The following is a 3,766-nucleotide window of genomic DNA, read 5'->3' as shown; positions in this document are numbered from 1 at the left end:
CAATTTCCGTCATAAATGACGGGGATATGCATGTGTATCTCATGCACTGGCTTTTAACACACTGTTGAGTTCTCAAGAAACGGACGCGTACATCCTCGCTCAAGTCTCTCGACCTTCGCTCGGAGGCGTGCCTCGCGTTTTCCTAAAATTTACCGAGCTAGTTGATTTCCGTCAAATCCGGAGATTTGCTGGAGACTGCCCAGACTTGCTTAGGATGGTGCACCCCGGTTGTCCCGGGGCAACCCTCGTAACTTACCGTGTCATCCAGAGCCTGTCGAATCAACCGATTTTTCGGTGATCTCCGTGCGCCAGACGACGACCCGAACTCCGAGCGCGCCGAAGCGGCTCTGCCGAGTGGCTCGTCATTTCAAAGGGCTTGCGCGGGGGCCCGTCCGCCTGATCGGCGTCCGGCTCACTCCCGGCGCGAACTGAAAGACTAGGTCGCAATCCGCGACACGTCAAATCGCCTCGCCAGGGGGTGTGTCGCGGACGGTCCCCCGGCGCGCGGCGCGAGCCGTGTCCCAGCCCTCCAGGTGGCACAACCCGACGGTCTCTTGATGTCACAGTTCCAGAGTGGCGCGGGTGATCGCTTCGGCGCACCGGGCCAGCAGGCTGCGCAGTTGCTCCCGCTCCTCCGCGCTGAACTCACTCGCGATCGCGCGTTCGATCACCACGGCGCGCTCGTCCGCCGCCTTCAGCGCCGCACGCCCGGCCTCGGTCAGCCGGGTCTCCAGGACGTTTCGATGCCATGGGTGCGGGGAGCGTTCGATGAGGCCGCGTTCCTCCAGGTTCTTGAGCACGACGGTCATGGCCTGGGGCGTGACCAGGCACGCTCTGGCCAGCGCCGCGCCCGAGATACCGGGGTTGTCGGCCAGGGCGAACAGCGTCGCGTACTGGGGAACGGTCAGGCCCGCCGGCCGGACGGCGGCCTGCTTGGCCGCGATCAGGGTCTGCTCCGCACGCTTGATGTCCAGACCGAGGCGTTCGTCCGCAGGCATCCCCATGTCGCAAATAGTACAACATTGATGGTTATCAAAGCTTTGATAACCTGGCACGTACCTACGCTTTGGAGGAGAGACGTGATCATTCCCGACAGCCACTTGGACCTGCTGAAGCGCCCGCTGTTCGCCCATCTGGCGACGATCGGGGCCGACGGGACGCCCAACGTGAACCCGGTCTGGACGATCTGGGACGGGGAGTACCTGCGTTTCACGACCACGATGGATCGCTTCAAGTACCGGAACGTCAAGCAGCATCCGCAGGTGGCGGTCTCCATCAACGACCCTGAGCAGCCGTATCGCTATCTGGAGATCCGCGGCGTGGTCGAGCGGCTGGAGCTCGACCCTTCGGGGGACTTCTTCGACGTGCTGGCCAACCGGTACGGCCTGGAGTACGAGCGGCCGGTTGGGGATGCCGATCGGCGGGTGGTGATCGTCGTGAAGCCGACGCGCGTCACCCGGCAATGATTGCGCGGCGACCCTGGCGACGTCGGGGATCCGCTCGGGGATCTGCCCGGGGATCCGCTCGGGGGATCGCTCAGGGAGCGAGATCACTGTGGCTGGGGGCGGGGGTGGCGGGGGACGGCCTCCCATCGGCATCCCCCTGGCGTCCGTCGCAGGTTCCCGGTGACCGTGCCGATGCCCGTGGCCGTGGGGTGGCGCGGGGGTGGCCGGGCTGGTGACGGTGGCCGTGCCCGTGGCGGTAGGGGCCGTGCCCGTGGCGGTAGGGGCCGTGCCGGTGGTGGTGGCCATGGGGCGGCTGGTGCCGGTGGTGGTGACCGTGACCGGTGGGATGGCCGGGCTGGTGCTGGTGGTAGCGGTAGTCGAGCTGGTGGCGATGGGGTGGCGGTAACCCGTGTGCCCGGACGCCGTAGAGGCTGGCGGGCCCGGCTGGTGTGCCCGAGGCGGAGTAATTGCTGGCGGGGTTGAGTGTTGTGCCCGGAACGCCGTGGCGACTGGCGGGGGTTGAACGGCGCATGTGAGACACGGGGAGTGCAGGCGGGCGAGCGGTGGGGCCAAGACGCGGTCGCCGGGATGTGACGGCCTGGGAACGTGGCTGACCCGGGCATGACTGACCCGAGACAGGCGGGCCCGAGACAGGCGGGCCCGAGACGCGGTCGGCACGCGTGGTGGGACCAGGATGTGGCGGAGCAGGACGTGGCCGGGACACGGTCGAATCCAGAGTGTGGCGGGCCGTAGACGCAGCCGGCACCAGAGCGTGGCGGGCCCAGCCGGCGATCGGCATCGGGAGTGGGCGGGCGCTGGCGGGGATGGGTCGCATGGCCGCGGTACCGCATGGCCGCATTGCCCGGGCCCACACCGCCGCATGCCCACATCGCTCGCATGTCCGGAGTGCCGTGGGTGTTGATGCAGGACGGTGGCATGATCGACGCGCTGCAGGGATGTTGTGCGAGTGATGGGTGCTGCTCGGCAGCCCCGGTGACGCCCCGCTCTCGATGACGGGCACGTGTCGCCCGACTGGCCCTGTTGGGGCGCGGGGCGGGCTCGGTTCGGCGCGGCCCATATGGTCATCGCCGACGTTCAAGAGCTCGCCTTATGGTCTTCCGCAACGAACTGGCGCAGTTGCCTGCCGCCCGGCAAAGGCGGGCCAACGAATCGGGGCGGCCTGGTGCCGGGCCGGAGGGCGCGAGTCGCCGACATGGTCAGAGCGTTGGGGAAGCACCGCTGCGTGCGCGGCCCCACGGGCGAACTGCATCACGAGCGCCACACGGGGATGGATGCGATGGTGAGCCGGTACGGCTTTGAGGCGGTCGGGCTGAAGGGCTCGTGGCCCGGCCGCAGTGCATAAGGGGCGAACGCGAATACTCCCGACCTTCCCCCCGCGTATCCTGCCCCGGTGACCACTGCCGCCACGCTAGCTCCCCCCGCCCGTCCCGCCGAACGCCTCCGTACAGCCACCCCTTGGTGGATGTCCTTGCTCGCCGGAATCGCGGCGTTCACAGGTACGGGGTCCGCCACCCTGAACGGCGACGAGCTGGCCACCATCAGCGCCGCTTCCCGTTCGCTGTCCGGGATGTGGGAGCTGGCCCGGCACATCGACGGTCATTTCCTCCCGTACTACCTGTTCATGCACCTCTGGATGAAGGCAGGTACCGCGGAGTTGTGGCTGCGGCTGCCGTCGGCGGTGGGGATCGGCGTGGCCGCCTGGTTCCTGGTCGATCTGGGGCGGCGGTTGCACAGCACGCGGGCCGGGGTGATCGCGGCCGCCGTCTTCGCGATCCTGCCCTCGGTGTCCTACTTCGGGGCGTTCGCCAGGTCGTATGCGTTCGCGGCGGCCGCGGTGGTGTTCTCGTTCTGGGCGCTGCATCGGGCCGTGGAGCGCTCCGAGGTCAGGCGGTGGGTGGTGTACGGGGTCGCGGTGGCCCTCGTGTGCTCCACCCACCTGTTCGCGGTGCTGGTACTGCCCGCCCAACTACTGCTGGTGCGCCGGGGCCGGGTGGTGCCGATGCTGGCGGCGATGGCCGTCGGGTGTGTGCCCGCTGCGGTGCTGGGGCTGGTGGGGTTCGGGGAGCGGCATGCGATCAGCTGGATCCCGCAGCGAGGGCCGGAGGTATGGCTGAAGTTCCCGAAGATGGCGGCGGGGGCGACCGGGCTGGGCGTGATGTTGTTCGCCCTGGCGCTGGCCGGTGCGGTGCTGCTGTGGAAGGCGGCGCCACGCCAGGTAGAGGAACCCGGCGGGGCCGGAGAAGCCGGCAGGGCAAAGGCCGGGGAAACCGGTGGGGCCGGGAGCGGGGTGACCGGCGGGG

At 68.6% G+C, this 3,766-nt stretch carries 4 protein-coding genes; 3 read left to right on the top strand and 1 reads right to left on the bottom strand.

Going from position 1 to position 3,766, the window contains the following annotated elements; all coding sequences use genetic code 11:
- Positions 1–560: 560 nt before the first annotated feature.
- Complete coding sequence (locus tag AB0L65_RS41645; protein WP_364257620.1) at positions 561–1,004, bottom strand: MarR family transcriptional regulator; 444 nt, start codon at positions 1,002–1,004, stop codon at positions 561–563.
- A gap of 75 nt (positions 1,005–1,079) precedes the next feature.
- On the opposite strand from AB0L65_RS41645, the gene AB0L65_RS41640 reads away from it, so the two are divergent.
- The 3 genes from AB0L65_RS41640 to AB0L65_RS41630 form a co-directional block, all read left to right on the top strand.
- Positions 1,080–1,466 (top strand): PPOX class F420-dependent oxidoreductase, encoded by a 387-nt coding sequence (locus AB0L65_RS41640; RefSeq protein ID WP_364257617.1) that lies wholly within the window; start codon positions 1,080–1,082, stop codon positions 1,464–1,466.
- Positions 1,467–1,665: 199 nt separating this feature from the next.
- The gene (locus AB0L65_RS41635) at positions 1,666–1,851 is read left to right on the top strand and encodes a hypothetical protein (RefSeq protein WP_364257614.1); all 186 of its coding nucleotides are present in this window, start codon (positions 1,666–1,668) and stop codon (positions 1,849–1,851) included.
- A gap of 1,077 nt (positions 1,852–2,928) precedes the next feature.
- On the top strand, positions 2,929–3,766 hold an 838-nt coding region (locus AB0L65_RS41630; protein ID WP_364257612.1), incomplete at its 3' end, for a glycosyltransferase family 39 protein.

The organism is Nonomuraea sp. NPDC052116 (assembly GCF_040680035.1).
GTDB classification, from domain to species: domain Bacteria; phylum Actinomycetota; class Actinomycetes; order Streptosporangiales; family Streptosporangiaceae; genus Nonomuraea; species Nonomuraea angiospora_A.
This window is presented reverse-complemented; position numbering and strand designations above follow the sequence as displayed.

What these genes read in the sequence shown, in the direction of transcription:
- AB0L65_RS41645 (WP_364257620.1), bottom strand. Translation starts at nt 1,004, where the DNA reads ATGGGGATGCCTGCGGACGAACGCCTCGGTCTGGACATCAAGCGTGCG.